Source organism: Pseudonocardia sp., from assembly GCF_029263155.1.
Classification (GTDB): domain Bacteria; phylum Actinomycetota; class Actinomycetes; order Mycobacteriales; family Pseudonocardiaceae; genus Pseudonocardia.
This window is the reverse complement of record NZ_JAJCYB010000075.1, coordinates 19,758-37,656: the sequence shown is the minus strand read 5'-3', so window position 1 is coordinate 37,656 and position 17,899 is coordinate 19,758. Positions and strand designations below refer to the sequence as shown.

The window sequence follows — 17,899 nt, the reverse complement described above, 5'->3', positions numbered from 1 at the left end:
TCCGATCGCAGGGTGCCCGATCGAAAGGTCCCCGATCGCAAGGTCCCGGAGCGCAAGGGTGGCCTCGGTCGGGGACTGGCCGCGCTGATCCCCACCGGACCGTCGAGTCCGATCATCACCGGCCCCGCTGCGATCGACATCTCGTTGCGGCGGGCCGGCACCCGCCCGGCGGGTTGGGCGGCCGATCCGGAGCCGTCGTCAGCCGCCCCCGGTGCGGTCGAGGGTGCCGAGTACCGCGAGATCGACGTGGCGGCGATCAACCCGAACCCGCAGCAACCGCGAACCCACTTCGACGAGGAGTCGCTCGCCGAGCTGGAGCACTCCATCCGCGAGTTCGGACTGCTGCAGCCGGTGGTCGTGCGGGAGACCTCCGCCGGCTCCTACCAGCTGATCATGGGCGAACGGCGCTGGCGGGCGACGCAGCGGGTCGGGCTGGAGCGGATCCCGGCGATCGTGCGCAGCGCGGGCGACGATGTGATGCTGCGGGACGCGCTCCTGGAGAACATCCATCGCGTCCAGCTCAACCCGCTGGAGGAGGCCGCGGCCTACGAGCAGCTGCTCGCCGAGTTCGGCGTCACGCACACCGAGCTGGCGGATCGGATCGGGCGCAGCCGTCCGGTCGTCACGAACACGATCCGCCTGCTGCGGCTTCCCGTGCCGGTGCAGCGCCGGGTCGCCGCCGGGGTGCTGTCCGCCGGGCACGCGCGGGCCCTCCTCGGCCTGGAGGACGCCGGCGCGCAGGAGGAGTTGGCCACCAGGATCGTGGCCGAGGGCATGTCGGTGCGAGCCACCGAGGAGGCCGTGGTCCTGGCCCGCCAGGAGAAGCCGGCGGCGAAACCCGCCCGGCGCAAACCGATGCAGGCCCCCGGGCTGCAGGACCTCGCAGAGCGCCTCTCGGACACCTTCGAGACGCGGGTGAAGGTCGAGCTCGGCCAGCGCAAGGGGCGGATCGTGGTGGAGTTCGGATCCGTCGAGGATCTCGAGCGCATCGCCGGACTGATGGCTCCGCCACCCGCCTGAGGAACAAGGGCAGGCGGTCAGCGCCCGCGTTGCACCGCGCGGTGCACGAGCGAGGCATAGAGGGTGCCCAGGTCGATCCCGGCCGCCGCGACCGCGGTCGGCAGGAGCGAGGTCTCGGTCAGCCCCGGAGACACGTTGACCTCCAGGATCTGGACCCGCCCGTCGATGTCGACGACGGCGTCGGTCCGGGACACGTCACGCAGGCCCAGGAGCTCGTGGCTGCGCAGCGCGGCCTTCTCGAGAGCGGCGACCGTCGGGGCGTCGAGCCGGGCCGGGCAGTGGAAGGAGGTGGCTCCGGGCGTGTACCGCGCCGTGTAGTCATAGATCCCACCGGCGGCGACCACCTCGACCGGCGGGAGCGCCCGCGGCCCCTCCCCCTCGTCGACGACGGAGATCGCCACCTCCGTACCGGTCACGTAGCGCTCGGCGAGGACCGTGTCGGCGTAGGCCAGACAGCTGACCATCGCCCCGGGGAGATCGGCGGCCGTCGCCACCATCTGCGCGCCCAGAGCGGAACCGCCCTGGTCCGGTTTCACCATCAGCGGCAGTCCGAGTCGCACCACCATCGCATCCAGCACGGCCTGTGCCCCGAACTCGCGGAACGTCGTGTGCGGGAGCGCGACCCACTCGGGAGTGCTCAGGCCGGCGCGTTGGAGTTCCGCCTTCACCGTGGGCTTGTCCCATGCCCGTCGGCACGCCGATGCGGCGGTGCCGACGAAGGGAATGTCGAGCAGGTCCAGTACCGACTGCACCGATCCGTTCTCCCCCTCACCCCCGTGCAGCGCGATGACGACGGCATCCGGGCGCTCGGTACGCAGACGGGTCAGCAGTCGCGAATCGGCGTCCCACTCGACGACCGCCAGCCCGGTCGAGCGCAGTGCGGTGGCGAGGCGGCGGCCTGATCGCAGTGACACCTCACGCTCGTGCGAGAGGCCACCGGCAAGGACGGCCACGGTCAACGGGGTCGGTGCTGTCGACGTCACTGCGGCATTCTGCGCCACGGCGCCGGGGTCGCTCCGCGCCGGGCGGCGATGCGCGGCCGGTCCGGGAGGGCTGCACGTCGATCCCGATGGTCATCGGCGTGGCCGTGCCGGCGCCACGGCGCCCCCGGTGCGCGAACCCAGGACTCCGGTGACGGTGTCAGCGTCGCGGCGGCGAGGGTGAGCGAGCTGTCCGCACGTCGTCTTCGGCCGGTTCCGTGCCCTCCCCATCCGGCGGCCCCGATACCACCCCCCGGACGTGCGCGGTCGAGGGGGACCCGGACGGTTTCACGTGAAACACGGCCACCTCGTGGCGAGCACGGATCTCAGCGTTGTCTCACGTGGAACATCGCTGCCGGACCCCCGCCGGGCAGGGTCGTCGGTTTCACGTGAAACCAGGCCGCCTGCTGACTACGGCGTGTGCGGTGAAGGCGCCTGCGGGCCGTTGCGTGCCACAGGCGGGGTGGCCGGGAGTCGAGCGGGGGTGCCGAAGGTCCGCATCACGTCGAGCTCGGCCTCCAATACCGCGGCGAGACGACGCACGCCCTCGGTGATGCGCTCCGGTGTGGGGTAGCAGTAGGAGAGCCGCAACTGCCGGCTCCCGAAACCGTCGGCGTAGAAGCCGGTACCGGACGCGTACGCCACCCGTGCGGTGACGGCGCGCGGCAACATCGCCTTCGTGTCGACACCCTCCGGGACGGTCAGCCAGACGTAGAAGCCGCCGTCGGGCACGTTCCAGGTGCAGCCCTCGGGCAGGTAGGCCTCCAGTGCGCGGAGCATCGCGTCGCGACGGTCGCGGTAGGCCTCGGTGTAGGTCTTGACCTGGCTGCGCCAGTCGTGCGCGGCGAGGTAGCGCGAGACGAGGAGCTGGTTGAACGACGGCGGGCAGAGGGTGGCGGACTCGGCGGCCAGCACGAGCCGGTCGCGCACCTGGGGCGGCACCAGCGCCCACCCGACCCGGAGGCCGGAGGCGAAGGTCTTGGAGAACGAGCCGAGATACACGACGTCGCGGTCGAGGGAGCGCAGCGCCGGATAGATCGTGCCGCTGAAGCCGAGGAGCCCGTAGGGGTTGTCCTCCACGACCGCCACGCCGAACTCGGCGCAGATCGCGAGCACCTCGGATCGCCGCTCCACGGCGAGGGTGACACCGGCCGGGTTGTGGAAGTTGGGGATCGTGTAGAGGAACTTCGGGGTGATCGCCCGCTGCGCCAGGGTGTGCAACGCCGATCGGAGGAGCTCCGGGACCAGGCCGTGCTCGTCCATCGCGACGTGGACGACGCGAGCCTGGTAGGCGGCGAAGCTGCCCAGCGCGCCGACGTAGGACGGCCCCTCGGCGATCACCACGTCGCCGGGGTCGCAGTAGATGCGGGTGACGAGATCGAGCGCCATCTGCGAGCCGACGGTCACCACGACGTCGTCGGGCTCGGCGTCGATGCCCTCGAGCGCCATCACCTCGCAGATCTGCTCCCGCAGCGCGGGCACGCCCTGGGCCGAGCCGTACTGCAGCGCGACCTGTCCGTCGCGGGCGACCAGGTCGGCGACCTCGACCGACAGCGCGTCGAGCGGGAGCGCGGCGATGTTCGGCATCCCGCCGGCGAGCGAGACGACCTCGGGCCGGCTGGCGACCGCGAACAGTGCCCGGATCTCCGAGGCCGTCATTCCCGCCGTGCGTGCTGCGAACCGCTCGACCGGGACGTCGGACGTGAGCGGGATGGGCAGCGGATCGGACACGGGTCCTCCAGGGTGGCGGGATCCGATCGAGTGTAACTTCCGGCCGCGGCCCCGGACCGGTGCGCGGGCAGGCCCGCTGGTCACACCGCGCCGGCGATTCGACCGCGGCACAGCGGTCCGAGGCAGGCCGGTCACCACCCGGTCGGGCTATCCCTCGGCCCTTCGTCGTCGGTGAGACGCCGGTCGCAGCACGCGGGGTACCGCGTCGGGCTGGATCGATCTATCGTCGGAACGGTCGGCGCACCGGGCGGCGGCGGGGCCTGCCGGAGGTTTGTCGTGTCCTGGCACGTTGCTCCCATCACACTGGACAATCTGGACGACCTTCCCAAAAGGTGTCGCCGATGTGTCTTCTGGGAGCTGTCCGAGACCCTCGGTGAGCAGGCCGTCGATTTCGGCTCGGTGGAGCTGGAGAAGGAAGCCTGGGTATCGGAGATCCTGCTCGAGTGGGGGTCGTGCGGGCGCATCGTCCACGTCAACGGCACCCCGGCGGGCTACGTGATCTACGCTCCGCCCTCGGCCGTACCCCGGTCCGCCGAGATGCCCACCGGACCGGTCAGCGCCGACGCGGTGCTCCTCACGACGATGCAGATCATGCCCGAGTTCGCCGGGGAGGGTTTGGGACGGATGCTCGCCCAGGCCGTCGTCCGTGACCTCACCCGTCGCGGGGTCAAGGCCATCGAGGCGTTCGGTGACGCCCGGCCCGGCACCGAACCCGGTTGTGTCATCCCGGTCGATTTCCTCCGCAGCGTCGGGTTCAAGACGGTGCGCCCGCATCCCCGCACACCGCGGTTGCGGATGGAGCTGCGGTCCGCGATGACGTGGAAGGAAGACGTCGAGGCAGCGCTCGAGCAACTGCTCGGCTCGATCACCATTCCGATGCAGGGCGCGGCACCGGTCGAGCACCGTGTTCCTGCCGGATCCTGATCGGCACGCAGCGGCGATCTGAGGGCGCCCTGAGATCGTTCCTCCCGAACTCTCGGGAGTATCCCCAGGTGAGGGGCCGGGGACATGATCTCAGATCGCCTGCGCCCCGCCTCGCTCCAGTTCTCGTGCGAGAACGTCGGAGAAGGTGAACGTGCCGGTCGGCTGGTCGTCCTGACCGAGCAGGTACAGGCGCTTGACGGCGACGAGCACGCCCTCGGCCACGACGTCGCGGAAGCCGGGGTCGAGGAGCTTGCGCTTGTCGCCCATGTTGGTGAGGTACCCGACCTCGACGCGCACGGCCGGCATGCGGGTCAGCCGCAGCAGCTCCCAGGTGCGGGACTGCGTCCGGCAGTCGACCATCGCCGTGCGGGTGAGCAGTTCGCGCTGGATCAGCCCGGCGAGGGCCTCGCCGACCGTGGACGTGGATCCGGAACCGTTGCCGAAGTGGAACGTGGCCAGGCCCTGGGCGTGCATGCTGCGGTTGGCGTCGGTGTGCAGGGACAGCACGAGGTCGGCGCCGGCGTCGTTGGCGAACGCGGCGCGCTCGGCCTCGGGCGGATTGGTGTCCTCCCGCCGCGACAGCATGGCCTCCATGCCCGTGGCCGACATCCGGCCGACGACCCGCCGGGCGAGATCCCACATGAGGTCGCACTCGTGGATGCCGTTGACGGACACGCCGCGGTCGAGGCCGCCATGGCCCGGATCGATGACGATCCGCTTGCCACGCATCCGCGGCCCCGCCTGGCGTAGCAGCTCCTGCTCCCGCAGCAGGTGGGGCCGGCCACCGGTGACCTTGCGGCCCAGCTGCCGCAACGAGCGCAGCGTGGCCGGCCCGCACATGCCGTCGGCGACGAGACCGTACTCGCGCTGGAACCTGCGCAGCGCGGCTTCCGTGCGCTCGTCGAACACACCGCCCGGGCGTCCGGGATCGAAGCCGAGCTCGAGCAGCCGCTCCTGCAGCATCGTGACGTCGTCGCCGCTCATCGGCGCGGAGATCATCAATGCGAGCATGCGGTCACCGAGTGTCCACCTGGCCTCGCTCATCGCCCTGCGGGTGGCCGTGCCCACGATCCCGTCGGTGATGAGTCCGCGCCGCTGCTGGAACGCGCGGACGGCCTCCTCCACGACGTCGTCGAAGTGGTCCTCGGCGATTCCGGGTGTGGTCGGTGGCAGCAGCCCGAACTGTCGCAGCGCGGTCCGGATCTCGACCACGGCCCGACCACTGTCACCTCGGCGCAGCAGCTGCATGCACTCCTCGCTCGGTGTCGCCGACACCACCCGGTCGGGCGGACGGGTGCCCATTGTGCCTTGCCGTCCGTACGGCATCCGACAGCGGCCCGCCCACCGGCGTGTCCGAGTCGTGATAAAAGGACGTGCCCCGTTCCGGAGCGGAGCGGGGCACGTCGGGTCCGAGCGGTGGGATCAGCCCAGGTAGTCGGCCAGGTCGGACAGCAGCGCGGCCTTCGGCTTGGCACCGACGATCTGCTTCACGGGCTTGCCGTCCTGGAACACGATCATCGTCGGGATCGACATCACCTGGAAGTTGCGCGCGGTCTCCGGGTTGGCGTCGATGTCGAGCTTGGCCACGGTGAGCTTCTCGGCGTTCTCCCCCGCGATCTCGTCGAGCACCGGCGCGACCATCTTGCACGGGCCGCACCAGGTGGCCCAGAAGTCGACGACGACGGTCTTGCTGCTCTTCAGGACGTCGGCGTCGAAGGTGGCGTCGGTGACGTCCACGGTGTTGTTGCCCATGTCGTTCTCCTTCACGTGGTTCGGGTGGATGGCTATCCGTGGGTGGCTGCGGCGACCTGCTCGGACGCCCGGCCGTAGCCACCGCCCGCCATCTCGGTGGTGACCGCGCCCTCGGCGAGCCAGCGCTCGGCGTCGATCGCGGCGGCACAGCCCGACCCGGCAGCGGTGACGGCCTGCCGGTAGGTGTGGTCGACCAGATCGCCGCAGGCGAACACGCCCGGGATCGCGGTGTACGTGCTCGGCGCGGCCACCTTGACGTAGCCGGCGTCGTCGAGCTCCAGCTGGCCCTTCACGAGCTCACTGCGGGGGTCGTGCCCGATCGCGACGAACATCGCGGTGGCCGGGAGCGTGCGCTCCTCACCGGTGACGGTGTCGCGCAGCGTCAGCCCCGTGACGCTGCCCTCGCCCTGCACCGCGACGACCTCGGCGTTGAGCGCCCAGCGCATCTTCGGGTCGTTCCGGGCGCGCTCGAGCATGATCCGCGACGCGCGGAACTCCTCGCGGCGGTGCACGATCGTGACCGACTTCGCGAACCGCGTCAGGAACGTGGCCTCCTCCATCGCCGAGTCGCCCCCGCCGACCACGGTGATGTCGTGGTCGCGGAAGAAGAAACCGTCACAGGTGGCGCACGAGCTGACGCCCCGGCCGAGCAGCTCCTGCTCGCCGGGCACGTCGAGGTAGCGCGCGGCGGCGCCCATCGCGAGGATGACCGCCTTGGCGCGGTAGGTGACGCCGTTCGCCTCGACCGTCTTGACCTCGCCGGACAGCGAGACCTTCTCGACGTCCTCGGCGCGCAGGTCGGCGCCGAAGCGGGTGGCCTGGCCCCGCATCTGCTCCATGAGTTCGGGGCCCATGATGCCGTCGGTGAAGCCGGGGTAGTTCTCCACCTCGGTGGTGGTCATCAGCGCGCCCCCGAACTGGGTGCCCTCGAACACCAGCGGGGCCAGCTGGGCGCGGGCCGCGTACACCGCGGCCGTGTAGCCGGCCGGTCCGGAGCCGATGATGATCAGCTCGTGCACCTCGTCGGTGGTCACTGCTACCCCGTCCTGTTCTGTGTCATCGGCGCTACGACGCGTACAACACGATCCCAGGGTCGGTCATTCCGCGCTGAACCGGCCCGCGGTGTGACCTCGGTTCCGGCTCAGCGGCCGACGACGTCATCGGCCAGGGTGCGGCAGGTGTCGTCGACGACGAGCACGCGGAACCGGCCGAGAACTCCCGTCGTGAGCACCATCAGCACGCCCGGGGATCCGTCGAGCCGGACCGGCCGGCCGCCCAGGACCGACGCTCCGGGGTGGCCGGCGGTGCCGAGGCAGTCGGCCCGGCGCGCCGGGTCGGTGTAGACGCCCAGCTCGGACACGCCGATCGTGGACCGGGCGACGGTCGCCAGCTCCACCCGCGTCACGTCCACCGCGCTCCCCCGGCCACCGGCCGTGGCGACGACCGTGCCGACGACCAGCGCGGCCGCCGCCACGAGTGCCGTGACGGTCGCCCGGCGGCGCAGCGATCGCGGAACGCGGGGACGGTCGGGCCCCGGCGTTGACTGCCCCCGCGGAGGCTGGTGTGTCGGCCTGCCGGGGTGGGCCGCCGAGCCCTGACGGGGTGGCACGGCACCGGTCCCGGCGCGACCGGATATCGGGTGGGCGGCGTGCGGCCCGACCGGTCCGGCCGTGAGGTCGGACACCGGACTACCGGGGGCGCGGGTGGCCGGGCCGGCCGCGGCGGGGCGTGGGGAGGCTGCGTCGCCCGCTGCCGACCCATTCGGGGCGGCCGGACCGGATGCGGTGGCAGCGGGGCCGGTCGCCGCGGAACCGCTCGCCGGACGAGTGGCCCCGGCGGCGGGCGTGGTGCCGGATACGGGTCGACCCGATGCGGCCGCGCCGCCCGGGGAGCCGTGCACGCCTGCCTCGACGGCCAGGGCGGCCTGCCAGCGCAGGCGGACCGCAGGCGGCACGGGTGGGGCCGGGAGCGCGGCCAGGTCGGCGCGGGCCGCGCGCAGCGCGTCGAGCACGGCTGCGGCCCGGGGGTCGGCGAGCGCCGCCGTCCGGACCTCCTCGGCGCGGGCCGGGTCCAGCAGGCCGGCGTCGAGGTCCGCGAGCAGCGCGGGATCCGGCCCGGTCACGTCCGCCCCCCGCGGGTGTGCGGCGGTGCCGCCCGCACCTGCTCCGGAACCTCCACCGGTCGCCGGTGCCCGGCGGTGGGGCGCCCGGCGGTGGGGTGCCCGATGCCGGCCGAGCCCAGGGGCGTCACCATCCCTCCTCCCGCAGGTGGCCGAGCAGCCCGGCGAGCCGGGTGCGGCCGCGGGCGCAGCGGCTCTTCACCGTGCCGACGGGGAGATCGAGGATCTGCGCCACCTCGTGCATGCCGAAACCCTGCACGTCGACGAGCACGATCGCCACCCGCTGGTGGGCGGGGAGCTCGGCGAGGGCGTCCTCGACGGCCAGCCGAGTGTCGAGCTCCCCGGCCACGTCCCGACGGCCCGGGACGTCACCCCGGGGCCAGGGCGCGGCCGCGGGTCGGGCGCGCTCGTGACGGATCCGGTCGATGCAGGCGTTGACGAGGATCCGGTGCAGCCAGGTGCGCACCGACGAGTCGCCCCGGAACCGGTGGGCGGCGCGGTGGGCGGCCAGCAGCGCCTCCTGCACCGCGTCCGCGGCGTCGTCGGCATCACCCAGGGTGCGCACGGCCACCCCCCACATCCGATCGGCGTGCCGCCCGACCAGCTCGGCGAAGGCCGTAGCGTCCCCGGCCCGGTGCGCCGAGAGCAGCTCGGCGTCGGTCCGGGGCGGGAGCACGGCGGGAGGGTAGGCCGGTACCCGGCCCGTCCGTGGGCGTTCGAGAAATCCTGTGGGGGACGGCTGGGCAGGACCGGCTCAGCCCGCGCGTCGGAACTCGATCTCGCCGATGTCCGAGGAGAAGGCGTCGCCGCCGCCGCTCAGCTCGACGATCCAGATCAGCACGTGCTCCACGGGCTGGCTGCCGTCGAGCGGGATCGTGGTGGCTCCCTCGGCGAGGGTGGCTTCGGTGATCAGCTCGGTGCCGTCCACCCCGGCGTCCGCCGACGGCGCGGAGCGCACCTCGACCCGGGTACCGGGGCTGGTGGAGGTGACGGTGAGCTCGGCGAGCTGCACGGCCGACGCGAAGGACGCCATGATTCCGATGCCCGGCTTGAGCGCGGGGAACTGCTGGTAGTAGGTGACGGTGTTCCACGCCGACGACGGGTCGCCGTCGATGACGCGGGTGACCCGGTTGGCGTTGTCGCGGTCACCGGCTTCGTCGACGACGCGGACGGCGGCGATCCCGGCCGCGCCCCCGACCGCGGGTGCCCCGTCCTCGGGCGGAGGCTCCTCGCCGCCCCCCGGCGGCGCGGCGACGATGATCGCCGGTCCGGACGGGTCGGAGAACATCGACGTGAGCTGGACCCCGACGTACCCGAGCACCACCAGAACGGCCACGGCGAGCGCGCCGATCCCGATCCGCAGGTTGCGCCGGCGCCGTGGATCCGGGTCGGCGGTGACCCGGTCGGCGTCCTGCCAGACGTCGTCCGGCGCGGACGGCACCCCGTCGTGATCGGGCGGGAACAGGGCGATCCGGTCGTCCTCCGCGACGACGTCGTCGAGCACCTGGAGCACGGCCGCGGCCGTGTGCACGTGCCCGGGGGCGTTCGCCGGGCCGAGCGTGCCGTTCACCACGGCGTCCAGCTCCATCGGCACGCCCGGCCGAAGTGCCGACGGTGGGTCCAGGGCACCGGCTGAGGTGCGGTCGGCGACGGCCAGGCCGGCGCGGGCGGCGTCGGCACCCGAGAGCGGCCAGCGGGTCGTGAGCAGGGCGAACAGGACTGCGCCGAGGCCGCGGACGTCGTCGGCGGGCCGCAGGTCGGGGCGGGGCAGCGCGAAGCAGAGCCGGGCCCGCCCGTCGGGGGTGATCCGGACGCGCGCAGGGTGGTCGCAGCCGAGCACGAAGCCGTGCCGGTGCGCCTCGGCCGCGGCTCCGGCGAGCGGGGCGACGGCGCGTGCCGCGGCCAGCGGTTTGATCATTCCTCCGGCGACGGCCTCGGCGAGGCTGCGGCCGTTGACCCATTCGGTGACCGCCGCGCCGAGGACATCGTCGGGCAGGCCGGTGGCGTCCGGGGCCAGCACGTCGAGCAGCCGGGCGCACCCGGGATGGTCGAACGAACCCGAACGCAGCGCCCGCACGATCATCTCGCCGGCCCGGCTGGACCCGGTGGGGTCCTCGTCACCGCCGATGGCACCCTGCTCGCGGGCCAGCAGGCGCAGGAGGGTGACGGCCACATCGCGACGCAGGACGGTGTCCTCGGCGCACCAGAACTCCGCGCCTGCGGCGAGATCGGCGCCGACGCGGATTCGGAGGCGGTACCGGCCGCTGATCAGGGCCCCGGGGGCGACGGCGGCCTGCCGCTCGGTCGTGCTGGACTGGGCCGGGACCAGCTCGGTCGCCGGGTCGAGATCGGCTGCGGGCAGGGAGGGACGGCTCGCCAGCTCGCTCACCGCGCACCTCCCCCAGGAGGAACCTGTTCCCCGATCCCCGTCGGCCAGCCTACGTCAGCGGCGGGGGCGGCGCCCAGGAATCCGCCGCCCGGCGAGCCGCACGATCCGGTCGACCAGAGGGTCGACCTCGCGCACCCGCAGCAGCCGCATCGCCAGCAGCACGGCGGGTGCGGCGACGATGAGCGCGAAGACCAGGGTGACCCAGGCACCCGCCGCCGGAGGCCAGCTGTCCGGGATCGGCAGGAGGGTGGTGGCGCCGAACGCCACGAACGTGCCGAGCAGCGCGGCCACCGTGGTGGACGCCATGGTTCCGAGCGCGTCGGAGGTGGGCAGCGTGCCGAGCCGTCGCCGCAGCACGATCTGGCCGAGCACCGCGGCGAACACGTACGACACCCCGTTGGCCGCCGCCAGCCCCAGTACGACGCTCTCGGGCGGCAGCAGCGCCCCGAGCGCCAGGAACACCGGGATCTGGAAGCCGATGGTGGCGGTCTGCAGCAGGGTGGGCGTGCGGCTGTCGGACATGGCGTAGAACACCCGCAGCTGCAGCATCGTGATCGCGTAGGGCAGCAGCCCGAAGGCCGATACGGTGAGCGCGGTGCCGATCACCTGTGCGCCCTCGATGTTGCCCGACCGCAGCCCGAACAGCGCGAGCGCCACCGGCGTGCCGAACACGGTGATCAGTGCCGAGATCGGGATCAGGAACACGGCCGAGAGCCGGGCCCCCAGCGACAGGTCGGAGACGACGTCATCGGGACGGCCCTCGGCCGCGGCGCGGCTCATCCGTGGCATCAGGGCGGTCAACAGCGACACCCCGAGGATGCCGTATGGCACCTGGAGCAGCAGCCAGGTGTTCGAGTACGCGGTGAGGGACCCGGGAGCCGCGGAGTAGGTCACCCGGGTCATGACGAGGTACCCGAGCTGGCCGATCGCGACGTAGAGCAGCACCCACGCGGCGAGCCCGACGGTCTCCTTCAGCCGGGCGTCGATGCCCCAGACCGGCCGGTAGCGGACCCCGAGGCGGCGTAGCGCGGGGATCAGCACGAGTGCCTGCACGACGATCCCCATCGTGACCCCGATGCCGAGCACCAGCAGCTTCGGCTCGCCCATCCGCACCGGGTCGACGCTGATCTCCCCCGGCACCAGCGTGAACACGCCGAGCACGACCAGCACCACCACGTTGTTGAGCACCGGCGCCCAGGCGAACGGTCCGAACACGCCACGGCTGTTGAGGATCGCCCCGAACAGGGCCCCGATGCCGAAGAAGAAGATCTGGGGCAGCAGCAGGTACAGGAACGCGGTGGTCAGCTCCGGGGTCGCCCCCTCGCCAGCGCCGCTGGTGTAGAGGGCGCTGAGCAGCGGCGCGGCGAGCACCGCCAGCACGGTGGCCACGAGCAGCGCCAGCCCGGCGAGGGTGAGCAGGCGGCGGGTGTACGCCTCGCCCTCGTCGTCGTCCTCCACCTGGGCGCGCACCAGTACGGGGACCAGGACGCTGCTCAGCACCCCGCCGATGAGCAGCTGGTAGACGATCACCGGGAGGGTGTTCGCCACCGTGTAGGAGTCGCTGACCGCGCCGATCGACAGGACGGCGACGATCGCGATCTGCCGCAGGAAACCGGTCAGGCGGCTGACCAGGCTGGCCAGCGCGATCCGGCTGCTCGAGCGGCCCAGCGACGGCCGTGCGGGTTCGGCGTCGACGACCGGCGAGAAGATCTGGGTGGCGTCGTCCGCGCCCGGTGGCGGCTCGTACGAGCGGCGGGTCGCGGGCGCCGGGCGCGACGTCGCACCGCCCGGGCGCCGGGAGTCGGACCAGGGCGGGGGTACCGCGGCATCGGAGCGCGGCCGGGTCGGCCCCGCAGCGGGTCGGCGGGGGCCCTGTGGGTGCGGCGGAGGCCCCGGCGATCCCGGGCGGGGCCCGATCGGGCCGCCGGGGCGGGGCCCGCGCTGGTCGAACGGGGGATGGGCGGGCGGCCGATGGTCGGGATGTCCGGGCAGGCCTGCGGGCGGACGGGGAGGTGGGGGGAGCCGGGGCCCGGTCGGCGGCACATCCCCCCGGCCGGGCGGCGGTGGTGGGACGGGCGGACCCGACGGGGCGCCCGGCGCGGGTGCGGGCGGGCCCTGGCCCGGCGGCACCGGCCGGCGCGGTGGCAGCGGGCGGCCACCCTGCGGGGGGGCCACGGGGCGACCGGTTCGGGGATCACGAGGCGGGTTCGGGTCCGCCGGGCCCCGCGGGGGGGTTACCGGGGCCCCGGTTCCTGGCCCGGTGGCCGGACGGGCGGGCGGGGGCCCGGGGTGCGGGCGCCGGGCGGGGGGTGCGCCGTGCCGGGGACGGCCCGGTACGCCGGGCCGGCCGGCGGGCGGCGACCCGGCGGCACCGGGAGCGGGTACCGCACCGGGGGGCCGCCCGCGATCCGTGGCTCCGACGGCACGGGTCGGTTCCGGCCAGTGGGGGGGCCAGCCCGGGTCGGTCCGCTCGACGGGCCGCTCCCGTCCGGCAGGGGGATCCGCGGCGTCGGGGCCGTGTCCGGGATCGACTCCGGAACCCCCGGGCGTGGCGCGCTCGCCGGGTGCCGGTCGGGCTCCGTGCGGATCCTGCGAAGGATCCGACGGCCCGCCAGCACTACGAGCAGCACCGCCGCGGTCCCCGTCAGCCACAGTGTGATGGTGCCGTAGACGGTGGACCGGACCTCCAACCGGCTGGGTGGTCCGAGCCGGCCGCCGTCGCGGGTGAGCACGGCGGCGTCCACCGTGAACACGCCCGATCGCAGCACCTCGGCACTCGCCTGGATCTGGCGCCTGCCCAGCGGCGGTACCTCCACGATCGGGATCGGTGCCACGCGCAGTCCCGCCGTGCTGGCCAGCTCGACGCGCACGCTCATCGTCACGGGCAGGCCGTTGGACACCGTGAGCAGCAGCGGCGAGTCCGACGTGGCCAACGAGAAGGGGCTCGGGGGTTCCAGGACCGTGACGGTGCCGCGGATGTCGGCCAGGCGCTCCGCCCCGGCGACGGCGCTCGCCGCGGACTGCTGCGGCGCTCCCCGCCACGCCGTGGACGCCGGTCGGACGGCTCCCGTCAGCAGGGGATCGAACACGTCGTCCGGGTCGACGCCGAGGTCGTCGTCGACGACCGACGAGGCGAGGTCGGCGATCCCGTCGAGCACCTCCCCGATCGAGGCGACCGTGGTGCCCGGGATCTCCCGGGCCCCGGCGCTGAGCGGGTAGACCAGCGCCGCGGCGTCGACGTCGGCCGGAGCCCCCCCAGTGACGACGTCCCCGAGGGACCGGGGGCCGACCAGTCCGGCGGCGACCAGCCGGTCGATCCCGTCGAGCAGCGCGCGGGCCGCGGGCCCGTCCGCGGCCCAGCGGTGCGGCGGGGCCACCACCACCGGCCCGGTGTCCGGGACGTCGCGCGTGACCCGGAACGCGAGCGCGCCCAGCAGGTCCTGGGTGGCCAGCGCGCCGCCCGCCGTGCGCGCGCCCGCCGCCGCGCCGGACGTCTCCGCGACGACCCGTTCCGCGACCGTGCCCCCCGCCGCGAGGGTGAGCAATGGATCGGCGATCACCCCGACCGTGGCCGGCCCGCCGGCGATCGGCACGACCCCGGCCGGATCGGCGCCGGCGGGCCGGTCGAGTCCGTCGGCGGACAGCACGACCGAGCGGACCCCCGCGTCGGCGAGCGTGCCCAGCGTCGGCTCGTCGACGAGCCCGTCGGCAGGCCAGGCCGTGCTCGGCAGCACCGGGGTGCCGAGGAGTTCGGCGACGATCTCCCGGCCGCGGGTGACGGCGTCGACGGCGATGTCGCCGAGCCCGCCCCTGGTCAGGGCCACGACGTCGGTGTCGGCGAAGGGCAGCGCGAGCACGCAACCGCCGCGGGCCGCGGCGGCGAAGGAGGCCAGCCAGGCCGACGCCACGTCCGCGCCCCGGCCCGGAACGCGTCCGCCACCGGCGTCGAGCACCTGGTAGCCCGCGCCCATCGCGGACGCGGTCTGCACCAGGTCGGGATCCACCACGACGCAGGTCGCGTCGCGCACGGCCGACCCGACCGGCGCGGACTCCGACAGCGCGGCGACGAGCCCACCGAGCCGCCCGTCGGGTGCCAGCGAGTCGGCGAGGGTGTCGTCGGTGAGCAGGGTGGTCTCCCCCGGCACCGTGGACAGCCGCCGCGGTTGGTCGACGACGGGGTACAGCAGCGTCACCGGGGCGGCCCCGAGCCCGGGAGCTGCGGTGTCCGGTACGGCATCCGAACCGTCCGGTCCCGGTGGCAGGCCGATCACCGGGAGCATCGTGCGCACCGCCGCGAGCCGCGCCCGGTCGCCGCCGTCGGGCACGCCGTTCACGTTGACCAGCAGCTCGTACACCCCCGGGGCGGAGAGGGCCAGGCCGGTCTCCGGTGCGCCGCGCAGCGACACCGTCAACCGGATCGGCACCTGCTCGCCGACGCCGAGCACGTCGGGCAGCTCCTGGAACTGCGGCACGATCGCGTCGGTCGGGGCGTCACCGGCCAGTGCGTCACGGACCGCGCCCTCGGTGGTCAGTGGTTGCCCACGCTGCAGCCGGACGCCGATCTCGCCGACGGGTGTGTCGCCGGTGTTGGTGAGGGTGCCGGTCACCGTCAGGACGACGGGCCCGTCCGCGGTGACGACGCGGGGGGCGAGCTCGTCGAGGACGAGGCTCAGCGGGCCGGTGGCGTCCCCGGTGGGCTGGTGGGAGGGCTGCCCGAGGGCCGCACCGGTGAGCGGGCCCGTGAACAGCAGCACGACGATCGCGACCAGGGCCGCGACCGGCTTCACTCCGCCGCCTCGCGGGCGCCCGCCCCGGCCGCGCCCCCGGGTGTCGCGCCCCCGGGTGCCGTGCCGGAGGGTGGCCGCGCAGGCTCGGTCACGCCGAGTCCTCCAGCATCTCGGTGGCGCGCCGGATCAGCCGGCGCTCGTCGGCGTAGGCCAGCCGCGCCTCCAGCTCGGCGAGCGGCACCCACGCCACCTCGGAGACCTCGACGTCGGAGTCGGACAGCTCGCCGCCCAGCGCGCGCAGCAGGAAATGGTGCACCGTCTTGTGGACGCGGCGGTCCTCGGCGACGAACCAGAAGTCGATCGTGCCCAGCGGTGCGACCACGGCGCCGATGATGCCGGTCTCCTCCTCGACCTCGCGCACCGCCGCCTGTTCCGCGGTCTCGCCGGCCTCGATGTGGCCCTTCGGTAGCGACCACAGCAGCCGGCCGCGCCGGTCGAGCCGTCCGATGACGGCCGCGGTGCCCGAGGCGTGGTCGACGACCAGGCCGCCCGCGGAGGTCTCGTCGACGGTGCGGAGCCGTCTCCTGCGGTCCGGGGAGCCACCCGCGCGGCGCCCCCCGGCGCGACCGCGCGATGTGGACATGGCCCGATGGTAACGAGACGGCCGAGATCACACCCCGGACGCGCGGGCTGTGCACCCGCGTCGCGCCCCCCGGTCCGCCGGCCGCCGTGAGCGGCCGTCCGACGACCCGGCTCCGGCGGACACTAGACTGACCCGTCGTGCCCACCGCCTCCGCCTCCGATCTCGTGCACGCCCAGCACAATGCGCTCGTGGAACTCGTGCCGATCCCGCCGGTGGCAGACGATCTGGCCGCGCGGTTCGCCGCGGCCGGGCACCGGCTCTACCTCGTGGGCGGCAGCGTGCGCGACGCGCTGCTGGGCCGTGGGGTCAGCGATCTGGACTTCACCACCGACGCCCGCCCGGAGGCTGTGCTCGCCGCCCTCAGCGGCTGGGCCGACGCGGTGTGGGACACCGGGATCGCGTTCGGCACCGTCGGCGCGCGCCGCCACGGCACCACCGTCGAGATCACGACGTTCCGCGCCGACAGCTACGACCGCGTCACCCGCAACCCGGTGGTCGCCTTCGGCGAGACGATCTCCGACGACCTCGTGCGCCGCGACTTCACCGTCAACGCGATGGCGGTGGAGCTCACCGGCGGAGTCGATGCGGGCTCCGGCGAGCCTGCGCCCGGCCGCACCTTCGTCGACCCGCACGGTGGGCTCGCGGCGCTGCACGCCGGCGTCCTCGACACGCCGGCCACGCCCGAGGAGTCCTTCGCCGACGACCCGCTGCGGATGCTGCGCGCCGCCCGGTTCGTCTCCCAGCTCGGGCTCACCCCGGCCCCGCGCGTCGTCGAGGCGATGACGGCGATGGCCGGCGAGCTGTCGCGGATCACCCGCGAGCGGGTGCAGGCCGAGCTGTCGAAGCTGATCCTCGGCGCGCACCCGCGGCGGGCGATCGAGCTGATGGTCGACACCGGCGTGGCCGGGCACGTGCTCCCCGAGGTGCCGGCGATGCGGCTGGCCGTCGACGAGCACATGCAGCACAAGGACGTCTACGTGCACTCGCTGGTCGTCATGGAGCAGGCCATCGAGCGCGAGACCGACGGTCCCGACCTCGTGCTGCGCCTCGCCGCGCTGCTGCACGACATCGGCAAGCCCGACACCCGGCGCAAGGAGCCCGACGGGCGCGTCAGCTTCCACCACCACGAGGTCGTCGGCGCGAAGATGACGCGGAGGCGGCTGCGCGAGCTGCGCTACCCGAAGTCGGTGATCGACGAGGTGTCGCAGCTGGTGTTCCTGCACCTGCGCTTCCACGGCTACTCGGGCGGGACGTGGACCGACTCCGCGGTGCGCCGCTACGTCACCGACGCCGGCCCGCTGCTGGATCGGCTGCACCGACTCGTGCGCAGCGACTGCACCACCCGCAACCGCCGCCGCGCCGCCGCCCTGCAGCGCAGCTACGACGGCCTGGAGGAGCGGATCGCGGAGCTGCGCAAGCAGGAGGAGCTCGACTCCATCCGCCCCGACCTCGACGGCAACGCGATCATGGAGATCCTCGGCATCCCCGCGGGCCCACAGGTGGGGAGGGCCTACAAGCACCTCCTGGCCGTGCGCATGGAGCAGGGTCCCCTGACCCGCGAGGAGGCGGAGGCCGAGCTGCTGCGCTGGGCGGCGCAGAGCGGCGACTGAGCCC

General features: G+C 73.9%; 14 protein-coding genes. 3 read left to right on the top strand and 11 right to left on the bottom strand.

Annotated features, from left to right (window positions below; all coding sequences use genetic code 11):
• Window positions 1-12: 12 nt before the first annotated feature.
• The gene (locus Q1K26_RS15760) at window positions 13-1,020 is read left to right on the top strand and encodes a ParB/RepB/Spo0J family partition protein (protein ID WP_300012763.1); all 1,008 of its coding nucleotides are present in this window, start codon (window positions 13-15) and stop codon (window positions 1,018-1,020) included.
• A gap of 17 nt (window positions 1,021-1,037) precedes the next feature.
• Here the strand turns inward: Q1K26_RS15760 and Q1K26_RS15755 are convergent, their stop codons facing one another.
• The gene (locus Q1K26_RS15755) at window positions 1,038-2,003 is read right to left on the bottom strand and encodes a D-alanine--D-alanine ligase (protein ID WP_300012759.1); all 966 of its coding nucleotides are present in this window, start codon (window positions 2,001-2,003) and stop codon (window positions 1,038-1,040) included.
• A 408-nt stretch (window positions 2,004-2,411) separates the two neighbouring features.
• Entirely contained in the window at window positions 2,412-3,731 is a 1,320-nt protein-coding gene (locus Q1K26_RS15750; protein WP_300012756.1) for a PLP-dependent aminotransferase family protein, read from the bottom strand.
• A 276-nt stretch (window positions 3,732-4,007) separates the two neighbouring features.
• Between Q1K26_RS15750 and Q1K26_RS15745 the strand changes: the two genes are divergently transcribed.
• Complete coding sequence (locus Q1K26_RS15745; protein ID WP_300012753.1) at window positions 4,008-4,655, top strand: GNAT family N-acetyltransferase; 648 nt, start codon at window positions 4,008-4,010, stop codon at window positions 4,653-4,655.
• Window positions 4,656-4,745: 90 nt separating this feature from the next.
• On the opposite strand, the gene Q1K26_RS15740 is transcribed toward Q1K26_RS15745, so the two are convergent.
• From Q1K26_RS15740 to Q1K26_RS15700, 9 genes are all read right to left on the bottom strand, one after another.
• Complete coding sequence (locus Q1K26_RS15740; protein WP_300012899.1) at window positions 4,746-5,903, bottom strand: N-acetylmuramoyl-L-alanine amidase; 1,158 nt, start codon at window positions 5,901-5,903, stop codon at window positions 4,746-4,748.
• Window positions 5,904-6,077: 174 nt separating this feature from the next.
• Window positions 6,078-6,407, bottom strand: coding sequence for a thioredoxin (gene trxA, locus Q1K26_RS15735; RefSeq protein ID WP_300012895.1), 330 nt, complete (start codon window positions 6,405-6,407; stop codon window positions 6,078-6,080).
• Between the two features lie 32 nt (window positions 6,408-6,439).
• On the bottom strand, window positions 6,440-7,441 hold the full coding sequence (gene trxB / locus Q1K26_RS15730; RefSeq protein ID WP_300012750.1) for a thioredoxin-disulfide reductase: 1,002 nt from the start codon (window positions 7,439-7,441) through the stop codon (window positions 6,440-6,442).
• A gap of 107 nt (window positions 7,442-7,548) precedes the next feature.
• On the bottom strand, window positions 7,549-8,529 hold the full coding sequence (locus Q1K26_RS15725; RefSeq protein ID WP_300012747.1) for a hypothetical protein: 981 nt from the start codon (window positions 8,527-8,529) through the stop codon (window positions 7,549-7,551).
• A gap of 124 nt (window positions 8,530-8,653) precedes the next feature.
• Window positions 8,654-9,202 (bottom strand): RNA polymerase sigma factor SigM, encoded by a 549-nt coding sequence (gene sigM / locus Q1K26_RS15720; protein ID WP_300012745.1) that lies wholly within the window; start codon window positions 9,200-9,202, stop codon window positions 8,654-8,656.
• A 78-nt stretch (window positions 9,203-9,280) separates the two neighbouring features.
• Complete coding sequence (locus tag Q1K26_RS15715) at window positions 9,281-10,915, bottom strand: protein kinase family protein (protein ID WP_300012742.1); 1,635 nt, start codon at window positions 10,913-10,915, stop codon at window positions 9,281-9,283.
• Between the two features lie 54 nt (window positions 10,916-10,969).
• Complete coding sequence (gene murJ / locus Q1K26_RS15710; RefSeq protein ID WP_300012739.1) at window positions 10,970-12,958, bottom strand: murein biosynthesis integral membrane protein MurJ; 1,989 nt, start codon at window positions 12,956-12,958, stop codon at window positions 10,970-10,972.
• A gap of 191 nt (window positions 12,959-13,149) precedes the next feature.
• Window positions 13,150-15,702 (bottom strand): DUF6049 family protein, encoded by a 2,553-nt coding sequence (locus tag Q1K26_RS15705; RefSeq protein ID WP_300012736.1) that lies wholly within the window; start codon window positions 15,700-15,702, stop codon window positions 13,150-13,152.
• An 88-nt stretch (window positions 15,703-15,790) separates the two neighbouring features.
• Window positions 15,791-16,285, bottom strand: coding sequence for an NUDIX hydrolase (locus tag Q1K26_RS15700; protein ID WP_300012733.1), 495 nt, complete (start codon window positions 16,283-16,285; stop codon window positions 15,791-15,793).
• A gap of 137 nt (window positions 16,286-16,422) precedes the next feature.
• Here Q1K26_RS15700 and Q1K26_RS15695 point away from each other — a divergent pair, with 137 nt between their 5' ends.
• Window positions 16,423-17,895 carry a CCA tRNA nucleotidyltransferase gene (locus tag Q1K26_RS15695; RefSeq protein WP_300012730.1) on the top strand — a complete coding sequence of 491 codons (1,473 nt, stop codon included), beginning with the start codon at window positions 16,423-16,425 and terminating at the stop codon, window positions 17,893-17,895.
• Window positions 17,896-17,899: the final 4 nt, after the last annotated feature.